Source organism: Bradyrhizobium sp. BLXBL-03 (assembly GCF_051853015.1).
GTDB lineage: Bacteria > Pseudomonadota > Alphaproteobacteria > Rhizobiales > Xanthobacteraceae > Bradyrhizobium > Bradyrhizobium manausense.
In genome coordinates, this window is the sequence record NZ_CP182470.1 from 752,579 (window position 1) to 777,302 (window position 24,724).

Here is a 24,724-nt window from a genome sequence, read left to right on the forward strand (position 1 = left end):
AGCCCCCGCGCAAGAGGGGATGTTGCGTATCTCCCTGAATCTAGACGGATGGATGAGGGGAGCTGCGCCGGTCTACTCGGTCGCGAGTGTGGGGTTCATATGGTTACCATTTCCCTTCAAACAATCGGCTGAAGCGTTAGTCGAAGGTTAACTCTTGGTAGTAGTCAAGGCCGCAACAACCAAGGGAAGGGGCGAATAGCCGCGGCCAACAGGGATTCGCGGTATTTCGACACCGAAAATTGTGGTTTTCAGCGATTCCGGTGGCGGCAGTCGCTCGGCGTCTTCGGCGTCCAGATCGACCACGAGGCCGACCGTCGCATGCTCCACGAAGTCGCAGCGGCGGATTCCGAGCCCGCGAATCTCGATCAGGCCAGCCAGGACCGGGACGGGGCGCACTTCAATTTCCTGGCCAACTGTCGCCAGATGGACACGGTCGTCGCCGACCAGGACGGAGCTTTCGACCACCCCCGAACGGCCCGCCATGATCAAATCGAAGGCAAGGCGCGATTTGCCGGCGCCGGACGGCCCGCGGATCAGCACCGCCCACGACCCGACCTTGACCGCGGAGGCGTGAACGCTCGGCCCGCCGTTGTTCAACCTGCCTTCGTTCAAACTGCCTTCGTTCAGGCTGCCTTGGCTCATAGCGCCGGCAGCCTCACCACGAAGCGCGCGCCGGCAACCGTCGGTGCGCCGTCTTCGTCGGCGGGGCCGGCGCGGTTCTCGGCCCAGATCCGCCCGCCATGGGCGTCGACGATCTGCTTGGAGATCGAGAGGCCGAGGCCGGAATTCTGGCCGAAGCCCTGGTGCGGCCGGTCGGTGTAGAAGCGCTCGAAGATGCGCTCCAGCGCGTCGTCGCGGATGCCGGGGCCGTCGTCGTCGACCACGATCTCGATTTCGCCACGGACCCGGCGGCAGGTCAGGCGCACCTTGCTGCCGGCTTCCGAAAAGGATTGCGCATTGGAGAGCAGGTTGGAGATCACCTGACCGAGCCGCGAATCATGGCCGCTGACAGCGAACGTATCGGTCGGGCTGCGGCCCTCGAAGCGCGCCTCGACGGCGACGTCGTGGCCGAGTTTTGTTTCATTGGCGACCGCCACCAGCGTGCCGAGCAGCCGCTTGAGATCGACCGGGATCGCATCCTGGCGCTGCAATTCGGCATCGAGCCGGCTTGCGTCCGAGATGTCAGAGATCAGCCGGTCGAGCCGCTTGACGTCGTGCTCGATCACTTCGAGCAGGCGGGCGCGGCTGTTCTCATTGCGCGCCAGCGGCATGGTCTCGACCGCTGAGCGCAGCGAGGTCAGCGGGTTCTTCAGTTCATGGGCGACGTCGGCGGCGAACATCTCGATCGCCTCGATCCGCTTGTAGAGCGCGCTGGTCATGTCGCGCAGCGCCCCGGAGAGATGGCCGATCTCGTCGCGGCGGCGGGTGAAGTCGGGAATCTCGACGCGGGTCTTGATGCGGCGCCGGACGCGTTCGGCACTGTCCGCGAGCCGGCGCACCGGGCCCGCGATCGTGCTCGCCAGCAGCAGCGACAGCATGATCATCACCGCTGCGGCGACGCCGCCGACCTTGAGGATCGCGAGGCGCTCGGCCGTGACCATCCGGTCGATTTCGTCGCCCTGGGTCGACAGCATGAGCGCGCCGCGAATGGCGCGCGAGCGCTGCACCGGGACGGCAACCGAGACGATCACCTCGCCGCGCGAATTGACCCGCACCATCGAGCGCTTCTGGCCCTGGAGCGCACCGGCAACTTCGACATAGCCATTGCCGTTTTCGCGTCCGAGTTCGCGATAGAGCGGCAAGTCGCCGCGGTTCAGCCAGGTGCGCACCGCGGCCTTGACGCGCTCGATCACGCCTGGCTTTTCCGACAGGGGCGGCAGCGGAAAGCCCCGAACGACATCGAGATCACGGCTGTCGAGCAGCACGCTTCCGTTCGGATCGAAGATCCGCGCGCGGGTCTTGGTTGGCGAGATCAGCGTGCTCAACACCGGCGCCACGCGCTCGGGGTTGATCGGAAAATCCAGCGAATCATCCACTCCGCCGTAGCTCTCGCCCAGCTTCAGGTCGAGCAGCCGCTCGGGATCGACGGTGATCGCGTTGGTCTGCACCGTTGCGGATGCCCCGATGGCGCCGGCGATGATCTCGGCCTGCACCAAGAGGCTCTGCGCGCGGGCGTCGATCAGGCCGGCGCGGAACTGCGACAGATACAGGATGCTTGCGACCAGGGCGACGAGACCGGCAAGGTTGAGCGAGACGATGCGGCGGGTCAGGCTCGAGAACGACAGTGCGAAGAAGAACTGTCCGGCGCGCTTGAGCCAGTTCAGCGGTCCCCAGCCTCTTGCAACCGGCTTGTCCTCATGGTCCGAGGCGCCGCGGGACGCAATGTCCTCGGCGTTCGAACTCTGATCGGGCTGCGTTCGGTCAAGCAATGCTTACGCCCGCGTTAGGACGGTTCGTTGCAACGGTTTTCGCATCCTAGAGCATGATCCGGAAAAGTGTGCAGCGGTTTTCCGAAAGATCGTGCTCAAACAATAACCTGAAGCGCGAATGCGCTTCAGAGCATGCCCGGTTCTGATGGAATCAGAACCGGCGCAGCCCTCAGCTGTCGTGAAGGCGCGAACGCCTCAGGCTTCCTTGAAGCGGTAGCCGACGCCGTAGAGCGTCTCGATCATCTCGAAATCGTTGTCGACCACCTTGAACTTCTTGCGCAGCCGTTTGATGTGGCTGTCGATGGTGCGGTCGTCAACATAGACCTGGTCGTCATAGGCGGCGTCCATCAGCGCGTTGCGGCTCTTGACCACGCCGGGCCGGGTCGCCAACGCCTGCAGGATCAGGAATTCGGTGACGGTCAGCGTGACCGGCTCGTTCTTCCAGGTGCAGGTATGCCGTTCCGGATCCATGCGCAGCAGGCCGCGGTCGAGCGCCTTGGCGTCGTTCTCCTTCGGCGCGACGGTCGGATCCTTCGGCGCCGAGCGGCGCAGCACCGCCTTGACGCGCTCGACCAGCAGGCGCTGCGAGAACGGTTTGCGGATGAAATCGTCCGCGCCCATCTTGAGGCCGAACAGCTCGTCGATCTCCTCGTCCTTGGAGGTCAGGAAGATCACCGGCAGGTCGGACTTTTGCCTGAGGCGGCGCAGCGTCTCCATGCCGTCCATGCGCGGCATCTTGATGTCGAGGATCGCGAGATCAGGCTGGGTGGTGCGGAAGCCGTCCAGCGCCGAGGCGCCGTCGGTGTAGGTCATGATGCGGTAGCCTTCGGCTTCCAGCGCGATCGAGACGGATGTGAGAATGTTGCGGTCGTCGTCGACCAAAGCGATTGTGGGCATGAGCCTCTGCTTTCTGCTTTCCGTTTGGGTCGTGGCTTTAAACGGCGAGCAATCCAGTGATGCGCCGCATACATGGGTGCCGAATTGGCATTCGAACCTTGTCACCGAGCAATGCAAGCTGGGCTGAAGTGTGACCAAGTTCCACGAAACACGGCGGATTCGCCGCATATCGACCCATAACCGGGCTCGGGTTTACCCGAAAAAAGGCCCGCCTTGCAACCACCTGAGCCGAGAAAGCCCATGCAACCGACCCCCGATTTTGTTCCCCAACAGCTCGCCAAATCGCTGCTCAGGCGCTCGCGGCAGGGCGCGCTCGCAACCCTCATGGCTGGCAGCGGCGATCCCTATTGTTCCCTGGTCAATCTGGCGAGCCACCCCGACGGCTCGCCGATCCTGCTGATCTCTCGATTGGCGGTCCACACCAGGAATATCCTCGCCGACAACAGGGTCTCCCTGATGCTGGACGAGCGCGCCTCCGGCGATCCGCTGGAAGGCGCCCGGATCATGCTGTCGGGCCGCGCCGAGCAGGCTGAGAATGAGAAGGATTTGCTCCAGCGGCGGTATCTCAATGCCCATCCGTCGGCAGAAGCCTTTGTCTCATTTAAGGATTTTTCGTTCTTCCGGATCATCCCTTCGGGAACCCATCTGGTCGCCGGGTTTGGCCGGATTGTCGATCTCAAGCCCGAGCAGTTCCTCACGGACCTCGCCGGCGCTGAGGACCTGCTGGCGGCGGAGGCGGGCGCTGTCGAGCATATGAATGCCGACCACCGCGAGGCCATGGGCCTTTATGCAACGAAGCTGCTGGGCGCGGCCAAGGGCGATTGGCGGTGCACCGGCTGCGACCCAGAGGGCCTCGACATGCAGGACGGCCAGACCGCGTTGCGGCTCGATTTTCCGGAGCGGGTCACTGATGGCACGGAGCTGCGCAAGATGCTGGTCCGCCTGGCGGGCGAAGCGCGCGCCAAGGTGGGCCAAAAGGCGGACTAGCTGCGACACATTTTGAACGTCGCCTCCCAACGCTGCGACCCAAGATCGTGATCGGTCCGAGGTTGGCAGCGAGGGTTCATGGTAAGTCGTCGTTTGGCATTGGTCGCAGGCCTCGCGCTTGCGATCGCCGCATCCAATGCCACGCCCGGCCTCGCCCAGACGGGCAGTCTGACCGCGCAGAGCGCGCGCATCAATGCACTGAGAACCGCCGGCAAATATTCCGAAGCCTTGCCGCCGGCGCAGGCCATGGTGGCTGCGCTTGAGAAGACCGGCAATAACCGTGATCTCGCCGCCGCACTCAACAACCTCGCGCAGATCTATGCCGACCAGGGGCACGACGATCAGGCTGAGCCGATCTACAAGCGTGCCATCGCGCTGATGGAGAAGGGGACCGGCCTCGACAGCGTCGAGATTGCGCCCGTGCTGAACAATCTCGCCGCGCTCGATCAGCGGCAGGGCCGCTTTGCTGATGCCGAGCCGCTGTTCAAGCGCGCACTGGCGATCCGCGAGAAGGCGCTCTCGCGCGAGCATCCCGATGTCGGCCAGTCCCTCAACAATCTCGCCACGCTCTATGTGAAGCAGGAGCACTTTGCGGAGGCCGAGCCGCTGTTCCAGCGCGCGCTCGCGATCTATCAGAAAGTCGGCGGTCCCGAGCATCCCGCGGTCGCGATGCTGCTGAACAATCTTGGCCAGCTTGATCGCGATCTCGGCCGTGATGCCGAGGCCGAGGCCCCGATCAAGCGCTCGCTCGCGATCCGCGAGAAGGTGTTGGGAGTTGATCATCCCGACGTCGCGCGGTCCCTGAACAATCTCGCCGGACTCTACGAACACCAGCAGCGCTATGCCGATGCCGAGCCGCTCTATCGCCGCGCCCTTGCCATCCGCGAGCATGCGCTCGGGCCCGATCATCCCGATGTCGCGACATCGACCGGCAATCTCGCTTATTTCCTCTATGCATCAGGGCGAATTGCGGACGCATTGCCGCTCGCGGAAAAAACCCTCGCGGGCGATCGCGCGCAGCTGCGTGTGGTGCTGCCGATCCTGTTTGCCGCGCGCCAGCAAGCCCTGCTGGCTGATGACAAGGTGCTGGACGAGGCGCTGGCCGCGATCCAACGTGGCACGCAATCGTCCGCCGCTTCGGCCGTGAACAAGCTTGCAGTCAGGCTTGCCGCAGGCACCGACCGGCTCGCCGAGCTGGTGCGCAAGGACCAGGATCTCGCGGCTGAATCCGACGCCCTCGACAAGGCGATCATCGCGGCCGTGTCGAAGTCATCGGCGCAACGCGACGTCGCCTCCGAGCAGCGCAGTCGTGCGCGGATCGCGGCGATCGCGAGCGAGCGCGCGGCGTTGCAGAAGGCGCTTGCCGTCGAGTTTCCCGACTACGCCTCACTGTCCAATCCGCTGCCCCTGACGGTCAAGGACGTGCAGCCGCTGCTGTCGAGCGATGAGGCGATGGTGCTCTATTCCATCGTCGACAAGCGCGGCTATGTCATCGCCATCACGCGCGAGAGCGCGGAGTGGAAAGAGATTCCGCTCGGCGCAGACGCGCTGGCCCAGAAGGTGAGCGCGGTCCGCAGAGGTCTCGATGTCGGCAAGGCCCGCAATGGCTCTGGCAAATCAGGCTTGTTCGACCTTGCGCTCGCCAACGAGCTTTATGTCACGCTGCTCGGTCCCGTTGAGGCGTTGATCAAGGACAAACGCAGTCTGCTCATGGTGCCATCGGGCGCCCTGACCGCGCTGCCGTTTCACCTGCTCGTCACGGAGCCGCCGCAAGCTGCGATCCCGGATACGCTTGACGGCTATCGCAGCGCGGCCTGGCTGCTGCGGCGTCACGCCGTCTCGGTACTGCCATCGGTCGTCAGCCTGAAGTCGCTGCGGGCTTTCGCGCGCAAGGACGAGGGCGTCAAGCCGATGACCGGCTTTGGCGATCCCGTGTTCAATCCCGCCGAGGGCGCTCCTTCCGATCGGCGTGCAGCAAGCGGAAAAGTTGCCGCGCGCAATATCGCGACATCAGCCTATACCGACTTCTGGCGTGGTGCAGGCGTCGATCGTGCGCGGCTCGCACAGGCGCTGCCGCAGCTTCCCGACACCGCAGACGAATTGGACGCCGTCGCGAAAGACGTCGGCGCGAGCGATGCCGACATCCATCTCGGCCGCGATGCCAGCGAGACGACGCTCAAGCGTGCAGCGCTTGCTCAATACGGCATCATTTACTTCGCGACCCACGGCCTCGTCGCCGGCGATATCAAGGGTGTAGGCGAGCCGTCGCTTGCGCTCTCGATTCCCGATCAGCCTTCCGAGCTCGACGACGGTCTGCTCACGGCGAGCGAGGTTGCGCAGCTCAAGCTCAATGCAGATTGGGTCGTGCTGTCGGCTTGCAACACCATCGCTGGCGACAAGCCCGGTGCCGAGGCGTTGTCCGGATTGGCGCGCGCCTTCTTCTACGCCGGCGCACGCGCGCTGCTCGTTTCGCATTGGGCCGTGGATTCAGAAGCTGCCACGCGCTTGACCACTTCGACTTTCGATCTGCTCAAAAACGAACCAGGAATCGGTCGAGCCGAAGCCCTTCGGCGCGCGATGTTAACCTATGCTGATGATCCTTCGTCGCTGCGCAATGCGTATCCCGCGATGTGGGGGCCATTCGCGCTGATTGGCGAAGGCGCCGTACGATAGAACAGCACGGCATTGTGCATCGCAAAACATTCGATAACGCCGAAAGCGGCAATTGGTTGCGCGACCATTGGTGGATTTTCGATTGCGCACGTTCAGAGCTGACATGCGCGACGTTTGGCGCGGTCCTTGAATAAACCAAATCCTGCGGGATCAGCTTGGCAACGCCAGCGTTCATCAGTATTAGGTCATCCAACCGAGGCCAATCGGCCTATAATTCATGGTGACCGCGATGGCGCCAAGCTTGGTCGCGCAGTGTGTCGCGGGTTCTAGGAGGATTTTTCGTGCAAGAGACGGGCGTGCGCAACGGTGCCTTCGGCGCCGACAAGTTCGGCTTAAAGAATCTCAAGCAGGTTCACTGGAACCTCGGCGCGCCGCAACTCTATCAATACGCGCTCTCCGCGGGCGAGGCGGTGCTGTCCGCCGACGGTTCGCTCTGCGCTGATACCGGTGAGTTCACCGGCCGCAGCCCGAAGGACAAGTTCACGGTGCGTGACGCTACCACCGACAAGAAGATGTGGTGGGCCGGCAATCAGTCGATTACATCTGAGCAGTTCGAGACGCTGTATCAGGACTTCCTCAAGCATGCCGAAGGCAAGCGCCTGTTCGCGCAGGACCTCTATGGCGGCGCCGATCCGGCCTACCGCATCAAGACGCGCGTCTTCACCGAGCTCGCCTGGCACTCGCTGTTCATCCGCACGCTGCTGATCCGCCCCGAGGCGATCGAGCTGCCGACCTTCGTGCCGGAGCTCACCATCATCGACATGCCGAGCTTCCGCGCCGACCCCAAACGTCATGGCTGCCGCTCGGAGAACGTCGTCGCCATCGACTTCGCCCGCAAGATCGTCCTGATCGGCGGGTCTTATTATGCCGGCGAGATGAAGAAGTCGGTCTTCACCACGCTGAACTATTATCTGCCCGAGCGCGGCGTGATGCCGATGCACTGTTCGGCCAATGTCGGCCCCAAGGGCGACACTGCGATCTTCTTCGGTCTGTCGGGTACCGGCAAGACCACGCTCTCGGCCGATCCGAACCGCACCCTGATCGGCGACGACGAGCACGGCTGGGGCCCGAACGGCGTCTTCAATTTCGAAGGCGGCTGCTACGCCAAGTGCATCAAGCTCTCGAAGGAAGCCGAGCCGCAGATCTACGCGGCGTCGACCCGCTTCGGCGCTGTGCTCGAGAACTGCGTGCTCGACGAAGACACCCGCGTGGTCGATTTCGACGACGGCTCCAAGACCGAGAACACGCGTTCGGCCTATCCGCTCGACTTCATCCCGAATGCGTCGCGTACCGGCCGCGCGCCGCAGCCCAAGAACGTGGTGATGCTCGCCGCCGACGCCTTCGGCGTGTTGCCGCCGATCGCAAAACTCTCGCCGGCGCAGGCGATGTATCACTTCCTCTCCGGCTATACCGCCAAGGTCGCCGGCACCGAGCGCGGCCTCGGCAACGAGCCGCAGCCGGAATTCTCGACCTGCTTCGGCTCGCCCTTCCTGCCGCTCGACCCGTCCGTCTACGGCAACATGCTGCGTGATCTCATCGCCCAGCACAATGTCGACTGCTGGCTGGTCAACACCGGCTGGACCGGCGGCAAGTACGGCACCGGTTCGCGCATGCCGATCAAGGTGACGCGCGCACTGCTGACTGCCGCGCTCGACGGCTCGCTTCGCAACGTCGAATTCCGCACCGACAAATATTTCGGCTTCGCGGTCCCGACCGCGCTGCCGGGCGTGCCCAGCGAGATCCTCAACCCGGTCAACACCTGGAAGGACAAGGACGAGTTCGACAAGACCGCCCGTGCGCTGGTCGGCATGTTCCAGCAGAACTTTGCCAAGTTCGAAGCCCAGGTGGATGCGGAGGTGCGCGCAGCGGCTCCGGATGTGAAGCTGGCGGCGGAGTGAGCTCTCAGGGTTTGAAGTGCAAGGGGCGGCCGCGAGGCCGCCCTTTTGTTTTGTGTACGCTCTCTCCATTCGTCATTGCGAGCGCAGCGAAGCAATCCAGAATCCCTCCGCGGAGATAGTCTGTATTGCTTCGTCGCAAGAGCTCCTCGCAATGACGGAGTCTGCGGAAACAGCTACGCCTTGAAATACGCGATCTGCGTGCTGGTCGCGAGCAGCCGTCCGTTCGGCGACCACAGCTCGGCGTTCTGGTCGGCGTAGCTCTTGTGCATGATCTTCGAATCGGCCGTCGCGAGCACGCGCGTGATGTCCTCAGCCGCGAGCTCCTCGCTGTCGGTGTGGAAATAGGTCGTCAGCGACACCGTGCCGAACGGCACCAGCTCGCGCCTGGCGTGGAAGATGCGGCCGAAGAAGGCGTCCGACATCGACGTCAGCGACAGCATGTCGAGCTTGCGCGGTCTGCGATCGCTGATCCAGATTTTCGAGTAGGTGCTGGCGAGCTCGGCCTGCGGCGGGCCGAGCCGCATCTCGCCCTCGACGAAACGAAATTCGTACTGGTTGGCCCAGGATGCCTGGATCTTCGGGAAGGGCAGCGTCTGCTCGAACGGCCTTGCGTCAGGGTATTGCGCCACCCTGTGCTCCCAGGACGGCCGCCGCTCGGCGAATACGGCGGTGGCGAGCGTTGCGACCTCGCCGCCGCCCTGCGACAGCTCGACGCTCCAGTGCTGGCTGGAGCGGTTGGCCTTCACCAGGCGGATGTCGAGATCGAACGGGCCCTTGGCGATCGGCGCGCAGTAATTGACGGTCAGCGCCAGCGGATCGCCTGCGGCTTGCGGATGCTCGATCAGGGCCCGCAGGATGGTTGCAGCGGTGGCGCCGCCGAACGGACCGACAAAGGCCCAATAGTCGTCGCTGGTGTGCCCTTGCCAGTGCGAGTCACCGGCGGTGATGCGAGTCGCATCGTCGAAGGGATGCGGGAGCTTGGCGTGCATCTGTCTCCATCCGTCATTCCGGGGCGATGCGAAGCATCGAACCCGGAATCTCGAGATTCCCCGGTGCGCAATTGCGCACCTGCGGTTCGGCTCTGCGAGCCGCCCCGGAATGACGGCCATCATACCACAGCCATCGCCCGACTGTGCAATGACCTCGCAGGTAACGCCGCTTCCACGCTGCGGAAATATCACCCCGTGGCGTCGCGCCGTTCCTCGGCAGTCTGGAACGGCGGCGTGACCGGATTGACCGGCACGTTCCAGATCTCTTCGGCATATTCGCGGATGGTGCGGTCGGAGGAGAACCACGCCATGCGAGCGACGTTGAGGATGGAGGCACGCGTCCAGGCCGGCGAGACCAGCCAGCGCGCATCGACCGCGCGCTGCGCCTCGTAATAGGAATCGAAATCGGCGCTGACCATGTAATGGTCGAGATAGCGCAGCGCATGCGCGATCGATTCGAAGCGGCCGGGATCGCCGGGCGAGAACTCGCCGGCGCCGATCGCGTTGATGGCGCGCTGCAGCTTCGGTGAATTGCGGATGACGTCGGAGGCATCGAGCCCCTGCTTGCGCCGGATCATCACGTCGCCGGCCTCCATGCCGAAGATCGCGATGTTCTCCGCGCCGACCTGGTCGCGGATCTCGATATTGGCGCCGTCGAGCGTGCCGATGGTGATGGCGCCGTTCAGCGCCAGCTTCATGTTGCCGGTGCCGGACGCCTCCATGCCGGCAGTGGAGATCTGCTCGGAGAGGTCGGCCGCTGGAATGATCACCTCGGCGAGACTGACATTGTAGTCCGGCAGGAAGACGACCTTCAGCTTGCCGCCGATGGCGGGATCGTTGTTGACGACTTCCGCGACGTCGTTGATCAGCTTGATGATCAGCTTTGCGTAGCGGTAGCTCGCCGCCGCCTTGCCGGCAAAGATCTTCACCCGCGGCACCCAATTGCCGTTTGGATCGTCCCTGATCGACTGGTACAGCGCGACCGTCTCGATGACATTGAGGAGCTGGCGCTTGTATTCGTGGATGCGCTTGATCTGCACGTCGAACAGCGCGGTCGGGTCCACCTTGATGCCGAGCCGCTCGCCGATCAGGCGCGCCAGCGCGGTCTTGTTGTGGAGCTTGACGCTACGGAATTTCTTTTGGAATTCGGCGTCGCTGGCGCGGGCCTCGATCAGCGAGAGCTGGGTCGGATCATCCAGCACGGCCTCGCCGCAGGTCTCGCGCAAGAGTTCGGTGAGCTTCGGGTTCGCCAGCATCAGCCAGCGGCGGAAGGTGATGCCGTTGGTCTTGTTGGTGATACGGCCGGGATAGAGATGGTTGAGATCGTGGAATACGGTCTCTCGCATCAGGTCCGAATGCATCGCCGAGACGCCGTTGATGCGGTGGGAGCCGACGAAGGCGAGCTGGCCCATGCGCACGCGGCGGCCGCTCTTCTCGTCGATCAGCGAGACCGAGGCGCGGAAGTCGATGTCGCCGGGGGCGCGGGCTTCGGCGAGCGCCAGATGCTGCACGTTGATGCGGTAGATGATCTCGAGATGCCGCGGCAAGAGACGCTCGAACAGCTCGACCGGCCAGGTCTCCAGCGCTTCGGGCAGCAGCGTGTGGTTGGTGTAGGACAGCGTCGCGACAGTGATCTTCCAGGCCTCGTCCCAGCGGAAATTATGGAGGTCGACGAGGATGCGCATCAGCTCGGTGACGGCAAGGCTCGGATGGGTGTCGTTGAGCTGCACCGCGACCTTGTTCGACAGGCTGCGCAGCTGGCCGTCGGAGGCGAGATGCCGCTTGATCAGGTCCTGCAGCGAGGCCGAGACGAAGAAATATTCCTGGCGCAGCCGCAGCTCGCGGCCCGCCGGACTCTCGTCGTTGGGATAGAGGAATTTGCAGATCGCCTCCGCGCGCGATTGCTCCGCGCTGGCGCTGACATAGTCGCCCATGTTGAAGGCGTCGAGCTTGAGCGGATCGGGCGAACGTGCCGACCACAGCCGCAGCGCGTTGACGTGCTGGCCGCGCCAGCCGACGATCGGCGTGTCATAGGCGATCGCCTGCACGGTCTCACCCGGATGCCAGATCGCGCGGTCGCGGCCCTTGTCGTCGACATGCTCGACGCCGCCGCCGAAATTGACGTCGTAGATCACTTCCGGCCGCTGCAATTCCCAGGGATTGCCGAAGCCGAGCCATTCGTCCGGATATTCCTGCTGCCAGCCCTGATTGATGATCTGGCGGAACAGGCCGTAATCGTAGCGGATGCCGTAACCGATCGCGGGGATCGACAGCGTCGCCATGCTCTCCATGAAGCAGGCGGCGAGACGGCCGAGGCCGCCATTGCCGAGCGCCGCATCCGGCTCGCATTTGCGCAGCTCGGGCAGCGACACGCCGAGATCGCCGAGCGCGACCTCGAAGATCTTCAAGAGCCCCATATTGTTGAGCGCGTCGGTGAAGAGACGGCCGATCAGGAATTCGAGCGACAGATAATAGACGCGCTTGCGGCCCGCGTCGTAGCTGCGCTTCTCGGCCGAGAGCCAGCGGTGCACGATGCGGTCGCGCAGCGCCAGCGCCGCGGCCTGGTACCAGTCGTGCTTGGTCGCCATGCCCGCGTCCTTGCCGATGGCAAGACGCAGCTTCGCCAGGATCGCACCCTTGATCTCCGCCAGCGCGAGCTCATCGATGGGCTGATCGGGGGCGGGGAAATTTGACTGGAACGATTGGTCTTGCAAGGCCGTCACTTCCTGGTCGACAGAACCACCACTAAACCCTACGCAACCTGCCCTTTGCCGGAACCATGACTGGCGCGGCAATGCACTGCGCTGGCGCAAAATTATGCAAGGAACGGGCCGCTTTGGGAACCCGGACCAGCACGGAGAAACGCCGATTTGGTGCTAGACTGGGCGCAAATTCAGCCATCACTGTGGAGGAAGCGCCCATGAAGCCACTGATGCGACTGCTGATCGAAATCGCCGCCGCTGCTGTTCTCGTCGTCTGCATCACCGCTTCCAGCGCAGCCTTCGCCGCCGACAGGCCCGGGCGCAGCGCCGATGGCCTCAGCTGCGCCGTCTCGCTCCCACAAAACGCAACGCCTGCGCAGCGCTGCGCCGCCATCAAGCGCCAATGCGGCGGCAAGTTTTACGCGAGCGCGTGCGGGGACAAGTTGATGTCCGCGGCGAATTGAGGGGGGCTGCTGGCGCAACACCACTGGTGTCGTCCCGGCCTTCGCCGGACAACATTGCGAAGCCATCGGAACAAATTAAGAACACTTTAGCAAGTCTTTGATATATCATTATGATTCGGCGCATTGCCGACACAATATCTAGGGTCTGACGTCAGTCGCGAGGACTACATGTCCACCATTGCCTTCGATCAATTTGCCCTCACCCGGATCGCCGATTTTGCGCGGTCGCTGTCGCGGCTGCATCAGGCGGCGCGGCGCCAGAGGATCGACGACGACCAGTTCGACCGCGAGTTCAACGCGGTGTGCCAGTCGATCTGGGGCTACACCATCGACGATATCAGCGACGATCTGTTCTCGGTCGAGGATCATCATTTCCTCGACACGCTCGACGAAGCGCATGCGCGCATCTTCGCAGCCGAGCAGGGCTATGACCTCGTCAGCGAGACCGGCATGCTGACCGACTGGTGGGGTTTCTGCTGGATGATCCTGGCCGAGAAGCGCGGCCTGCTCACGGCCGAAAACCGCGCCGCCGCGCGCGCGGCGATCGAGGAGAAATATCTGGCCGCGCCGAATGTGATCGGGGTGATTATCGGGAGGTAGAGGCTTGCTCGCCGTCATTCCGGGGCGATGCGTTAGCATTGAACCCGGAATCTCGAGATTCCGGATTCATCGCTGCGCGATGCCCCGGAATGACCAATCAATCCAATCCCGCCCGCCTCGCCGATTTCGCCTGCGTCTTCGGCGCGGCCGCCACATCCGGCAGCGTCTCGCGCGCGATCTGGGCGGCCGGGGCATCGGCCGCCACTGTCTCCGCGCGCACCGGGGCCACCTTCATCTCGCCGAGCAGGGCGCGGACCTGGGCGGTGAGGCCGGGATAGGACGCAATCGGGGTGAACTCCGCGGTCTGTTCCTGGCCGAGGCGGACGCCGGTATAGGCAACGAGGCCGTCGCTGGTGGCGATGACATCGCCGGCCTTCAGCGAAGCGTCGAGGGTCAGATCGACGGGGGCGAGTCCGGCCGGCTCGCGGCCATTGCAGGTGCAGTCGGCGCGCAGCGCCTTGCGATAGGCGAACGCGTTCTCGCTGTCGGCATAGCGCTCGCCGGTCTGCGAATAAGCGCTGTCGATCGAGGAGCCGAAATACACCTTTGTCGCGCTGGCAGGACAGAAGGCCTGACACATCTGCGCCGGCGAAGCGAGGCCGCGCATCAGCGGAAAATATTTGCCGTCGCAGCTGCGCACGCAGAACGCAGGGCCGGAGCCGCCGGCAGCAGCCGTGCGCGTTGGCGGCACATATTGGGGCTGGCCTTGGTTCTGCTGACTGGCGAAGGGATCAACAAAGGGGCTCGCCTGCTGCGGCACGTCGCGCTGAGGCCGCTGCTGCATTCCGCCGAAGAAGAAGTCGAACAGGCCCTCTGCCGAAACCGGAGCCGGGGTCGCCAGCAGCGGGCTTGCGAGAATGGCGGCCACAAGCATCGCGCGACGCCGCAGGCGCGCATGGGACACGATTGTACGCAACGCTTACTCCACCGACGCTACTGAACCGGCCGCGACCATCGGGTCTCAGCACATGATTCACCATAAGGCGGGATGGTAAATGAGCGGTTGAAGGGGGCGCAGCGCCGTCAAGCCTTCAGGAATTCCGACGCCTTGTACAGCGACCGGAACGGCAGGCCGGCCGCGCCGAACGTATCGGTGGCGCCTTCCTCGCGGTCGACCATGGTCAGCACCAGCACCACTTCGGCGCCAGTCTCGCGCACGGATTCCACGGCTTTCATTGCCGAGCCACCTGTCGTGGTGACGTCCTCGACGATCACGACGCGCTTGCCGGCAAGCGTCTCGCCCTTGGGCAGACCTTCGATCGCGAGCCTGGCGCCATGCTCCTTCGGCTTCTTGCGCACGAAGAACGCCGCGATCGGATGGCCCTTGATCCAGGAGATCTGCGCCAGCGCACCGGCGAGCGGCACCGCGCCCATCTCGAGCCCGCCGATGAAATCGAGATTATCGTCCTTCAGCGTTTCATAGGTGAGCTCGGCGAGCAGCGTCGCGCCCTCGGGGTCGAGCATGGTCGGCTTCAGGTTGAAGTAGAAATCGCTCTTGCGGCCCGACGCGAGCGTCACCTCGCCGCGGCCGAAGGAGCGGCGGCGGATGATTTCGAACAGGCGGGCGCGGGAGGCAGATTTCGACACGGCGGTCCCTCGAACAGCATTTTGAGAGGAGGCGGAATTTATCCGCGACCGCGACGACATTCCAGTGGGGGTGTCCACCGTCAACAGGGATCGGCCATCCCGCTCTGTCGGTTGTGGGGGTGCAGCTTCCTGGAGTAGGTGGATGCCGGACATGCGGGCAAGAAAACGGGCAAGAAAATTGGGCAAGGAAACGGGCAAATGACCATCGAGCTGCACACCTGGAACACGCCGAATGGCCGCAAGATCTCGGTTGCGCTGGAGGAAATGGGGCTCCCCTACATGGTGGTTCCGGTGAACATCACCAAGGGCGAGCAGATGGCGCCCGGGTTCCTCAAACTGTCCCCGAACAACAAGATCCCGGCGATCCTCGACCCCGAGGGGCCGGATGGCAGGCCCGTCAGCATCTTTGAATCAGGCGCGATCCTGCTCTATCTCGGCGAGAAGACCGGCAAATTCCTGCCGAAATCGCTGGGTGAGCGCATTCCGGTCTATGAATGGCTGATGTGGCAGATGGGCGGATTCGGCCCGATGCCCGGCCAGGTGCATCATTTCATTGCACTGGAGAACGAGCAGGACCGCGCCTACGGCCTGAAGCGCTACATGGCGGAAACGCGACGGCTCTACGGCGTGCTCGACCGTCGCCTGGACGGCCGCGAGTTCGTCGCCGGCGACCTCTCGGTCGCCGATTTCGCCATCCTCGGATGGGCCTGGCGCCATCCCCGCCACAAGGTGGATCTGGCCGACTTCCCCAACGTCAAGCGCTGGTACGAGGCGCTGATGGCGCGTCCGGCGGTGAAGCGCGGCATGGACGCGAAGCTGGATTGAGGCTTCTTTTGCCTCGCCCCGTGCTTACGGGGAGAGGTGAAAATCACACCTTCTTCGCTTCCACGGCCATCCGCACCGCAAGGCCGGCCAGCACGGTCCCCATCAGCCAGCGCTGCACCAGCATCCAGCTCGGCCGGCTCGCCAGGAACAGGGCGATCGATCCGGCGGCGAGCGCGATCATCGCGTTGACGCTGACGCTGATCGCGATCTGGATCGCGCCCAGCACCACCGACTGCATCAGCACGCTGCCGGCCATGGGATCGATGAACTGCGGCAGCAATGCCAGATACAGCATCGCGATCTTCGGATTGAGCAGGTTGGTGACGAGCCCCATCGTGAACAATTTGGGCGGGCTGTCGATCGCGAGCTTCTTCACCTGGAACGGCGAGCGGCCGCCCGGCTTCACCGCCTGCCAGGCCAGCCACAGCATGTAGCCGGCGCCGGCAAAGCGCAGCGCGTCGTAGGCGAAGGGGATCGCGAGCAGCAGCGCCGTGATGCCGAACGCCGCGCACAGCATGTAGAACACGAAGCCCAGTGCGACGCCGCCGAGCGAGACGATGCCCGCCGCCGGGCCCTGCGTAATCGAGCGCGAGATCAGATAGATCATGTTCGGCCCGGGCGTGAGCACGAGACCGAAGCAGACGAGGGCGAAGCCGAGCAGGGCGGATGTATGGGGCATGGATGAACCGGTGCGGGAGATGCAGCGATTCTAATAGGCGCGGCTCCGCGGGGCCATCGCGATATTGCTCGGAGGACAATGGCTTTGCGCATCTCGCCCCCGACACCGCGTGTGTGACATCAGCGGTGCGCAGGCGGGGACAGGTGAAGAAAATGGCTCAGTGCGCCTCGTCCCAATTATTCGCCGCCCGCGCATCCACATGCAGCGGCACCGACAGCAGCACGGCCGGGAACGGCGCGTCCTGCATCACGTGCTGCACGACGGGAAGCGTCTTCTCGACCTCTGCGTCCGGCACCTCGAAGATCAACTCGTCATGCACTTGCAGCAGCATCCGGGCCGATAGCTTCTTCTCGGCCAGCGCATCCTCCACCCGCGTCATGGCGCGGCGAATGATGTCGGCGGCGGTGCCTTGAAGCCGCGCGTTGATCGCCGCGCGCTCGTTGAAGGCGCGCACCGAGGCGTTCGACGCCTTGATGTCGGGGTAGTGGCACTTGCGGCCGAACAGCGTGGTGACGTAGCCGTGGCTCCGGCAGAAGTCGCGCGTCTCGTCCATATAGGCGCGGATTCCGGGGAAGCGCTCGAAGTATTTCTTGATGTAGGCCGAGGCTTCCTCGCGGGCGATGCCGAGCTGGTTGGCGAGCCCGAACGCCGAAATGCCGTAGATGATGCCGAAATTGATCGCCTTGGCGCGGCGGCGGATCTCGCTCGGCATGCCCTTGATCGGAACGCCGAACATTTCCGATGCCGTCATCGCGTGAATGTCGAGGCCGTCCTTGAATGCCTGCTTCAGCACGGGAATGTCGGCGATCTCGGCCAGCAGCCGCAGCTCGATCTGCGAATAGTCGGCGGAAACGAGCTTATGCCCCGGCGTCGCGATGAAGGCGCGGCGAATTTTTCGGCCGTCCTCGGTACGAACAGGGATGTTCTGCAGGTTCGGCTCGTTCGACGACAACCGGCCCGTGGTGGTCGCGGCCAGCGCGTAGGTCGTGTGCACGCGATGGGTCTGCGGATTGACATAGGTCGGCAGCGCGTCGGTGTAGGTCGATTTCAGCTTCGAGACCTGGCGCCACTCCAAAATCTTCCGCGGAAAATCATGGCCCTGCTCGGCGAGCTCGTCGAGCACCTGCGCCGTGGTCGACCACGCGCCGGTTTTGGTCTTGGTACCGCCTGGCAGTCCCATCTTGCCGAACAGGATGTCGCCGATCTGCTTGGGGCTGCCGACATTGACGGGCTCGCCGGCGATCTGCTGGATCTCGGCCTCGACCCGCGCGGCGGTCTGAGCAAAGTCGCCTGACAGCCGCGACAGCACCTGGCGGTCGATCGAGATGCCGCGCCGCTCCATGCGCGCGAGCACCGACACCAGCGGCCGCTCCAGCGTCTCGTAGACCGTAGACATGTGTTCTGCGACGAGGCGCGGCTTCAGCACGCGCCAGATGCGCAAGGCGATATCGGCGCCCTCTGCCGACAGCGGCGCGGCCTTGTCGATCGGCACCTGGTCGAAGGTGATCTTGCTCTTGCCGCTGCCGAGCAGCTCGCCCTCTTTCAGCATGGCATGGCCGAACCAGCGCTCGGACAGCTGCTCCAGCGCGTGAGAGCCGCGGCCGGCATCGAGAACATAGGAGATCAACTGCGCATCATCGGTGTTGCGCAAGGTGATGCCGTGCTGCGCCAGCATCACGGCAGCGAATTTGACGTCGAAGCCGATCTTGAGGATGCCGGGTGATTCCAGCACCGGCCGCAGCGCTTCGATTGCATCGGCGTGCTTGACCTGATCCGGTGCGAGGCCGGCGTCGAACAGGCCGGCGCCGCCACCGGACTGCTTGTGGGCCAGCGGCACATAGCAGGCCTCGTTCGGCGCCAGCGCCAGCGCCACGCCGCAGAGATCGGCCTGCATGGGATCGATCGAGTTGGCCTTGATCTCGATCGCGACCTGGCCGGCATCATGGATGCGTGCGATGAAGGCGCTGAGCTCTTTCAGCGACTTGATGTTTTCGTATTTGGCCCGGTCAACCGGAAGCCTGCGCAGCGCCTCCTCGCGCGCAGCGGCGAGCGAGATCGGCGCGCCCTTCGGGCTCGCGGCCTTGTCCTCCTTGCCGGCCGATGCGTTGCGCTGGCCCGGCCGCGCCTGTGCCGGCGTGCCTGTTCCCGGCGAGGGCACGACGTCGGAGGGCGGCAGCGTCGTGAATACGCTGGCGCCGCTGGCATAGCCGGGATCGGCATCGACATTGGAAGGATCGATCTGCGCATAATCGGCGACACGGCGTGTCAGCGTCGAAAATTCCATCGCCTTCAGGAAAGCGATCAGCTTGCGCGCGTCTGGCTCGTGGACCGCGAGGTCGTCGAGCGGCACTTCGAGATCAACCTTGTCATCGAGCAGGACGAGCTGCCGCGAGATCCGCGCCTTCTCGGCGTTTTCAAGCAAGGCTTCGCGGCGCTTCGGCTGCTTGATCTCGGTGGCGCGGAACAGGAGCTGTTCGAGGTCGCCATATTCGACGATCAGCTGCGCCGCGGTCTTGATGCCGATGCCGGGCACGCCGGGTACGTTGTCGGTGGAATCGCCGGCCAGGGCCTGCACCTCGACGACCTTCTCCGGCGGCACGCCAAATTTCTCGATCACCTCAGGGATGCCGATGCGGCGATCCTTCATGGTGTCGTACATCGTGACCTTGTCATCCACGAGCTGCATCAGATCCTTGTCCGAGGACACGATGGTCGTGGTGGCTCCGCGTTCGCTCGCCTGCCGCGCATAGGTGGCGATCAGGTCGTCAGCCTCGAAGCCGGTTTGTTCCAGACAGGGGAGATCGAAGGCGCGCACCGCCTCGCGGATCAGGGCGAATTGCGGGATCAGATCGTCAGGCGCCGGCGGCCGGTGCGCCTTGTAGTCGGGATAGATCTTGTTGCGGAAGGTAATTTCCGACTTGTCGAACACGATCGCCAGATGCGTCGGCCGGTTGTTCTCGGGCATCTCGCGGAGCAGCTTCCACAGCATGTTGCAGAAGCCGAGCACGGCATTGACCTGCAAGCCGTCGGACTTGCGGTTCAGCGGCGGCAGCGCGTGATAGGCGCGAAAGATGTAGCCGGAACCGTCGACCAGGAAGATATGGTCGCCTTTGCCGGCCGCCTTGGCTGCGACCGGTTTGGCAGCAGCTGTCGCCGCAGCGGGCATGGTGTCGGCTTTGGCTGAGGTTTTCGGGGATGTCTTTTGGGAGCTCTTGGGCATGGCCGCAATGTATGAATTTTTGCGGCAAAAGACAGCCTCGGGGGATCGCTATTTTGCCGACTCGCACAGCAAATCGCGGCATCAGGCCAGGCAGTCCTCGATGAAACCTGCAACAATGCGCACCGTGGGCGTGCGGCGCAGGTCGCGATGGACGACCAGCCAGACCTCGCGCCCGACGGGACGTCCGCCGATATCATGGCGCTCCAGCCGTGGATCGGCCTCGCCGAGGAATTTTGGCAGAGCTGCGAGCCCCATTCCCGTCCGCGCGGCCGCCGCCTGGTTCTCCAGGTCGTTGCTGCGAAGCACGATCTCGCGTGAGGCGGCGAAGCGCATCAGCCATCGTTGTTGCGGAACATCATCCATGCTGGAATCGTAGGCGATGAATGCGAAAGCATGCGGTGGCGTCGTCTTCAAATAGTCGGGCGAGCCGTAGAGGGCGAACTCGAAATAGCCGATCTTGCGTGCAATCAGCCCGGGCTCCGTCGGACGCGACAGCCGAAGCGCCAGATCCGCTTCGCGACGGTTGAGCGAGGCCGTGCGCTTCTCGCCGATCAGCTTGATCTTGATACCGGGATGCTGCTGTCGCAGCCGGATCAGCTTCGGCGCGATCAGGACGTTGGCGAGCGAAGGTGGCGCGCTGATCGTGATATCGCCGCCGATACCGGATTTCGAGGCCTGCACGGCGCGATCCACCGCAAATGCCGTGTCCGTCATCGGCGCTGCGATCTTGGCGATGCGCTTGCCGTCCTCGGTGAGCTCGTAGCTGCGCGGCCTGCGGTCGACGAGCCTGAGCGACAAGGATGCTTCCAGGGCGGCGACGCGGCGCGCCACGGTGACGTGGTCGACATTGAGGCTCCTCGCCGCGGCGGACAGGGTGCCCTCGCGCGCGAGCGCCAGGAAATGCTGCAGGTCGGTCCAGTCCATTTGTGCGAATTCTCACAACAAGATCTCAATCTTGAGCAGTTTCGCAGATTTTCGCGTCATTCCATAGTCCTTCGTCATCGACAGGAGGACCCCGATATGGCCGTCATCGTGAGATTGAAGAGTCCGGGCGGCGCAGACCAGCTCGAGCTGGCGAGCGCTGATTTGCCGCCGCCAGGCCGGGGCGAAATCCGGTTGCAGCAGAGCGCGATCGGCGTGAATACCATCGATATTTATCAGCGCATGGGTCTCTACGCGCTTCCACCCGAGCGCATTCCCGGCGTCGAGGCGGTGGGCATTATTGCGGCGCTGGGTCCGGAGGTGAGCGGCCTCGAAATCGGCGACCGCATCGCCTATGCGGGCACTCCCGTCGGCGCCTATGCGTCCGAGCGCAATTTGCCAGCCTGGCGCTGCGTCAAGCTTCCCGCCGGCATTCCGGACGAGGCGGTCGCGGCAGTGTTCGTCAAGGGCATCACGGCCGACATGCTGCTCAATCGTGTTTTCCCGGTTGGCCCTGGCACGACGATTCTCGTCCATAGCGCGGCAGGAGGACTCGGACAGCTCCTGACGCGCTGGGCCAGCGTAACAGGGGCGACCGTGATCGGGACCGTCGGATCACCTGATAAGGCCGAGATCGCCCGTGCTGCCGGTGCGTCGCATGTGATCATTGGGCGGGATGCCGATTTTGCCGCAGCCGTCGCCGATGTCACCGCCGGTCGCGGCGTCGATGTCGCCTATGACGGCGTCGGCGCGACGACGTTGCAGAAGACGCTGGGCTGCGTGCGACCGTTCGGCGTCGTCGCAAGCATTGGCCAGTCGGCCGGGCCGATCCCATCAATCGATGTTCACGATCTCGGGCCGCGGCGCAGCCTGATGCTGGCGCGGCCGAGCGTCATGGCCCACATGAGCGATGCCGATGCGTATCACCGTTCTGCCGCGCGGGTGCTCGCCGCCATGACCGACGGCGTGCTGCAGGTCAGCGGCACAGCCTACAGCCTGCGGGACGCGGCGCGGGCTCAGGCCGACCTCGAAGCCGGGCGTACGACGGGAGCTTTGTATCTGCGCCCCTAAAGCATGATCCGGAAAAGTGCGAAGCGGTTTTCCGAAAAGATCATGCTCAAACAATAACCTAAAGCGCGATGACGATTCATCCTGGTCTCATCGCGCTCTAGAACGGTCTACTCCGCCGCTTGCAACACCGGCCCGGGCTTCTTCGGCGCGATCCAGAACGCGTCGGGCCGTTCGAACAGGAAGTCGGCGTGGAGCAGCAAGGCGGCCTGCCAGATCGCGAGCGATCCGAGCACGCCGACAATGGTCACGATCAGCGACATCGCGCCGATATCGGAAATGACTGATGTGTGCAGCAGTAGCGTTCGCGTTGCCGCCATCGGCAGGAAGAAGGCGAGATAGATCACGATCGAATGCTCGCCGCAGAAGCGCAGGAAATTGCACCATCCAGCGCGCGCCAGCAGCGTGCCTGATGTGATGATCGCCCCTGCGCCGGCGAAGCCGAGCAGGAGCGAGACGATCCTCCACTCGCCGGCGCCTGATGCGACGAGGCCGGCATTGACCAGCGCCCAGGTCGTGAGCGCCGCGAGTGCAAGCGTGGGGCGGCTTCGTGCGCGGTCCGCCAGTGCGAACACATAAGGCGCGAACAGATAGCCGGAATAGAAGTAGACGAAGCGCGCGCAGAATTCGTCGATCGCGGTCCAGCCTGTCGTGATGCGGGCCGTCTCCAGCGCGGCCGCGATCAGCCAGATCGCGAGCGGCGGCCATCTGCGTGTCAGCTTTGTGACGATGAAGAACACCGGCAGCAGATAGATGAACCAGAGCGTGCCGAAGGGCTCGATGAAAGATTCCAGGTACAGCAGGCCAACGTCGCGCCAGCCGGTTTCGGCCGCGAAGGCAGGCGCCTTGAAGCCGAACTGGATTGTCACCCAGACGACATAGAAATAGGCGAAATGCACCGCCTTGCGATCGAGATAGGTTCGCCAGTCCCGATCGATCACCAGCGGCAGGAACAGGCCCGAAATCAGGAAGAAGTCCGGCATCCGGAACGGCTTTGCGAAGGCCACGAGCAGATGCATGAACCCCGGTTCGCCGGCGGCGAGCTCGACCCCCAGCACCGAATGCATCATCACGACCATGATGATGCAGATGCCCTTGGCGTAATCGACCCAGTCGACACGCGCGGCGTCCGGGGCTTTCGGTCCCCCGGTCGCGGCTGATGTGCCTGGTGATGCCATGGTGTCCCTTTTCGAGGCGTATTCCGCCCGGCTCTGTGCGGGCGTGGGGCAGTTTGCCGCCTTGTGGCTTAGGATTTCTTTACCTGTACAATTCGCATGCCTGATTTCGCGCCGGATGGTTTTCTTCTGCCGGAAAAATGCTAAACCGCCCCGTATCAGGGGTTTCGTTAACCAAGCCAAAGCAGGGATTTTCATGCGCATCGCGATGATTGGAACGGGCTATGTCGGACTGGTGTCTGGAGCCTGCTTTGCGGATTTCGGTCACGACGTCACCTGCGTCGACAAGGACGAGAAGAAGATCGCTAGCCTCCATCGCGGCGAGATCCCGATCTATGAGCCGGGCCTGGACGAGCTGGTCGCCAACAACGTCAAGGCCAAGCGGCTCGATTTCACCACCGATCTGTCCAAGCCGGTTGCGGATGCGGACGCGGTGTTCATCGCGGTCGGCACGCCGTCGCGCCGCGGCGACGGCCACGCCGATCTGTCCTATGTCTACGCCGCGGCGAAGGAGATCGCGCAGTCGCTCTCCGGCTTCACCGTGGTGGTGACGAAGTCGACCGTGCCTGTCGGCACCGGCGACGAGGTCGAGCGCATCATCCGCGAGACCAATCCGTCAGCCGATGTCGTGGTCGCATCCAATCCGGAGTTCCTGCGTGAGGGCGCCGCGATCCGCGACTTCAAGTTTCCCGATCGCGTCGTGGTCGGCACCTCCGACGAGCGCGGCCGCAAGGTGATGGGCGACATTTACCGACCGCTGTCATTGAACCAGGCGCCGCTGATGTTCACCGCGCGCCGCACCGCCGAGATGATCAAATACGCCGCCAACGCCTTCCTCGCGACCAAGATCACCTTCATCAACGAGATCGCGGATCTTTCCGAGAAAGTCGGCGCCAATGTGCAGGAGGTTGCCCGCGGCATTGGCCTCGACAACCGCATCGGCACGAAATTCCTGCACGCTGGTCCCGGCTTCGGCGGTTCCTGCTTTCCGAAGGACACCAAGGCGCTGATCAAGATCGCGCAGGACTACGACGTCAATTTGCGCATCGTCGAATCCGTGCTCGCGGTCAACGAGAACCGCAAGCGCGCGATGGCGCGCAAGGTGAGCCAGGCGCTCGGCGGCTCCTTGCGCGGCAAGATCATCGCGGTGCTCGGCCTGACCTTCAAGCCCGATACCGACGACATGCGCGATGCGCCGTCGATCCCGCTCGTCACCGGTCTGCTCGACATGGGCGCCAAGGTGAAGGCGTTCGACCCTGTCGGCATGGAGCAGGCGAAGAGCGAGCTGCCCAGCATCACCTATTGCGAAGATGCCTATTCCTGCGCGCAAGGTGCCGATGCGGTCGTCGTCGTCACCGAATGGACCCAGTTCCGCGGCCTCGATCTCGATCGGCTGAAGGCGGCCATGGCCCAGCCCGTCGTCGTCGACCTCCGCAATATCTTCCGCCCCGAAGACATGGCTACGGCCGGCTTCACCTATGAGAGCGTCGGCCGCCCGCCGGTACAGGGCTGATCGTTAGGCATTATCGTCGACCTCAAACCGTCATGGCCGGGCTTGTCCCGGCCATCCACGTCTGTTTTCTAGTCCAAGACGTGGATGCCCGGGATCA

The 24,724-nt window shown here is 64.0% G+C and carries 19 protein-coding genes; 8 read left to right on the forward strand and 11 right to left on the reverse strand.

The genetic code is table 11. The features are described from left to right. Positions 1-147: 147 nt before the first annotated feature. The 3 genes from ACNJX9_RS03600 to ACNJX9_RS03610 all read right to left on the reverse strand — a co-directional run bounded on the left by ACNJX9_RS03600 (position 148) and on the right by ACNJX9_RS03610 (position 3,326). The gene (locus tag ACNJX9_RS03600; protein ID WP_439407819.1) at positions 148-642 is read right to left on the reverse strand and encodes an HPr kinase/phosphorylase; all 495 of its coding nucleotides are present in this window, start codon (positions 640-642) and stop codon (positions 148-150) included. Beyond that, a complete protein-coding gene (locus ACNJX9_RS03605; RefSeq protein ID WP_057744507.1) occupies positions 639-2,429 on the reverse strand; it encodes a sensor histidine kinase in 1,791 nt (596 codons plus the stop codon). Before ACNJX9_RS03605 ends, ACNJX9_RS03600 begins: the two co-directional genes overlap by 4 nt. 195 nt (positions 2,430-2,624) lie before the next feature. Beyond that, positions 2,625-3,326, reverse strand: coding sequence for a response regulator transcription factor (locus ACNJX9_RS03610; protein WP_027535781.1), 702 nt, complete (start codon positions 3,324-3,326; stop codon positions 2,625-2,627). 240 nt (positions 3,327-3,566) lie between these two features. Here ACNJX9_RS03610 and ACNJX9_RS03615 point away from each other — a divergent pair, with 240 nt between their 5' ends. From ACNJX9_RS03615 to ACNJX9_RS03625, 3 genes are all read left to right on the forward strand, one after another. Next, the gene (locus ACNJX9_RS03615; protein WP_057744509.1) at positions 3,567-4,313 is read left to right on the forward strand and encodes a HugZ family protein; all 747 of its coding nucleotides are present in this window, start codon (positions 3,567-3,569) and stop codon (positions 4,311-4,313) included. A gap of 78 nt (positions 4,314-4,391) precedes the next feature. Next, positions 4,392-6,986: a CHAT domain-containing tetratricopeptide repeat protein gene (locus ACNJX9_RS03620; RefSeq protein ID WP_439407820.1), complete on the forward strand. Its 2,595-nt coding sequence runs from the start codon at positions 4,392-4,394 to the stop codon at positions 6,984-6,986. A 281-nt stretch (positions 6,987-7,267) separates the two neighbouring features. Next, positions 7,268-8,884: a phosphoenolpyruvate carboxykinase gene (locus ACNJX9_RS03625; RefSeq protein ID WP_439407821.1), complete on the forward strand. Its 1,617-nt coding sequence runs from the start codon at positions 7,268-7,270 to the stop codon at positions 8,882-8,884. Positions 8,885-9,057: 173 nt separating this feature from the next. On the opposite strand, the gene ACNJX9_RS03630 is transcribed toward ACNJX9_RS03625, so the two are convergent. Further along, entirely contained in the window at positions 9,058-9,873 is an 816-nt protein-coding gene (locus ACNJX9_RS03630) for an acyl-CoA thioesterase (protein ID WP_439407822.1), read from the reverse strand. 188 nt (positions 9,874-10,061) lie between these two features. After that, positions 10,062-12,587 (reverse strand): glycogen/starch/alpha-glucan phosphorylase, encoded by a 2,526-nt coding sequence (locus ACNJX9_RS03635; RefSeq protein WP_439407823.1) that lies wholly within the window; start codon positions 12,585-12,587, stop codon positions 10,062-10,064. Positions 12,588-12,793: 206 nt separating this feature from the next. On the opposite strand from ACNJX9_RS03635, the gene ACNJX9_RS03640 reads away from it, so the two are divergent. Next, positions 12,794-13,039 carry a hypothetical protein gene (locus tag ACNJX9_RS03640; protein ID WP_220001399.1) on the forward strand — a complete coding sequence of 82 codons (246 nt, stop codon included), beginning with the start codon at positions 12,794-12,796 and terminating at the stop codon, positions 13,037-13,039. Positions 13,040-13,207: 168 nt separating this feature from the next. Then, on the forward strand, positions 13,208-13,639 hold the full coding sequence (locus ACNJX9_RS03645) for a hypothetical protein (RefSeq protein WP_057744520.1): 432 nt from the start codon (positions 13,208-13,210) through the stop codon (positions 13,637-13,639). A 97-nt stretch (positions 13,640-13,736) separates the two neighbouring features. Here ACNJX9_RS03645 and ACNJX9_RS03650 read toward each other — a convergent pair whose 3' ends face one another. Together ACNJX9_RS03650 and pyrE are read right to left on the reverse strand one after the other, a co-directional pair. Then, a complete protein-coding gene (locus ACNJX9_RS03650) occupies positions 13,737-14,513 on the reverse strand; it encodes a DUF2865 domain-containing protein (RefSeq protein ID WP_439410252.1) in 777 nt (258 codons plus the stop codon). A 149-nt stretch (positions 14,514-14,662) separates the two neighbouring features. Next, complete coding sequence (pyrE, locus tag ACNJX9_RS03655) at positions 14,663-15,226, reverse strand: orotate phosphoribosyltransferase (RefSeq protein WP_057744523.1); 564 nt, start codon at positions 15,224-15,226, stop codon at positions 14,663-14,665. Positions 15,227-15,424: 198 nt separating this feature from the next. Between pyrE and ACNJX9_RS03660 the strand changes: the two genes are divergently transcribed. Beyond that, entirely contained in the window at positions 15,425-16,051 is a 627-nt protein-coding gene (locus ACNJX9_RS03660; protein ID WP_439407824.1) for a glutathione S-transferase family protein, read from the forward strand. 43 nt (positions 16,052-16,094) lie between these two features. Here ACNJX9_RS03660 and ACNJX9_RS03665 read toward each other — a convergent pair whose 3' ends face one another. From ACNJX9_RS03665 to ACNJX9_RS03675, 3 genes are all read right to left on the reverse strand, one after another. Next, positions 16,095-16,730, reverse strand: coding sequence for a LysE family translocator (locus tag ACNJX9_RS03665; protein ID WP_439407825.1), 636 nt, complete (start codon positions 16,728-16,730; stop codon positions 16,095-16,097). Between the two features lie 157 nt (positions 16,731-16,887). Further along, on the reverse strand, positions 16,888-19,950 hold the full coding sequence (gene polA / locus ACNJX9_RS03670; protein WP_439407826.1) for a DNA polymerase I: 3,063 nt from the start codon (positions 19,948-19,950) through the stop codon (positions 16,888-16,890). A gap of 81 nt (positions 19,951-20,031) precedes the next feature. After that, positions 20,032-20,874: a LysR family transcriptional regulator gene (locus ACNJX9_RS03675; protein WP_439407827.1), complete on the reverse strand. Its 843-nt coding sequence runs from the start codon at positions 20,872-20,874 to the stop codon at positions 20,032-20,034. Between the two features lie 96 nt (positions 20,875-20,970). Here ACNJX9_RS03675 and ACNJX9_RS03680 point away from each other — a divergent pair, with 96 nt between their 5' ends. Beyond that, positions 20,971-21,942 (forward strand): quinone oxidoreductase family protein, encoded by a 972-nt coding sequence (locus ACNJX9_RS03680; RefSeq protein WP_439407828.1) that lies wholly within the window; start codon positions 20,971-20,973, stop codon positions 21,940-21,942. Positions 21,943-22,049: 107 nt separating this feature from the next. Here ACNJX9_RS03680 and ACNJX9_RS03685 read toward each other — a convergent pair whose 3' ends face one another. Next, complete coding sequence (locus ACNJX9_RS03685) at positions 22,050-23,117, reverse strand: acyltransferase family protein (RefSeq protein WP_439407829.1); 1,068 nt, start codon at positions 23,115-23,117, stop codon at positions 22,050-22,052. A gap of 193 nt (positions 23,118-23,310) precedes the next feature. On the opposite strand from ACNJX9_RS03685, the gene ACNJX9_RS03690 reads away from it, so the two are divergent. Then, entirely contained in the window at positions 23,311-24,627 is a 1,317-nt protein-coding gene (locus tag ACNJX9_RS03690; protein ID WP_439407830.1) for a UDP-glucose dehydrogenase family protein, read from the forward strand. Positions 24,628-24,724: the final 97 nt, after the last annotated feature.